The sequence below is a fragment of the Lentilactobacillus parafarraginis DSM 18390 = JCM 14109 genome (genome assembly GCF_001435895.1).
Classification (GTDB): Bacteria; Bacillota; Bacilli; order Lactobacillales; family Lactobacillaceae; genus Lentilactobacillus; species Lentilactobacillus parafarraginis.
On the sequence record NZ_AZFZ01000208.1, the window covers coordinates 1 to 499 of the forward strand.

General features: G+C 35.7%; 1 protein-coding gene. It reads right to left on the reverse strand.

The genetic code is table 11. From position 1 onward, the window contains the following. Positions 1 to 458, reverse strand: a 458-nt coding sequence (locus FD47_RS14760; protein ID WP_162260769.1) for a replication initiator protein A, incomplete at its 3' end; no start/stop codon positions are given. Positions 459 to 499: the final 41 nt, after the last annotated feature.

A 499-nucleotide genomic window follows, 5' to 3' on the forward strand; every position in this document is an offset into this window, starting at 1 on the left:
GCACTTTTTGCAGTTCCGCTTGTAGCAAGGGATTGTGGCGCCTTTTTACCATATTCGCTTCGTAGATAGACATCGGTGGCTTGGACATCGAGTTTGGATAGATATAAACGATTCGGTTCATTCTTTTTCGTTTTAGGATTGAAACCCATTTGTTTTTGAAAGAGTAAACCAATTGATTCTAGTTCAGTTTTTACTTTGATGACTTTGTGTTCGGAACAATTGAATAAGTTCACCAATTCTTGATTAGTAAAAATAAAGTAAATATGATTATCTTCATCGACCCAGTTGTTTTTTAATGAATATTCTAACCGGTCTTTGAGGATCATGTAGGCAAGTTTAGCGTCACTGCTGAGGTGCTTATATTTTTCCCCATACATTAAAACCTTAGGAAACTGGAAAAATAGGGCTCCATATACGTTATCGGCTTCATAGTAATTGAAATTTGTTGATTTTGTCATAATTAAAACTCCCTTTCTTGACTGACACACGCTGTCTCAAA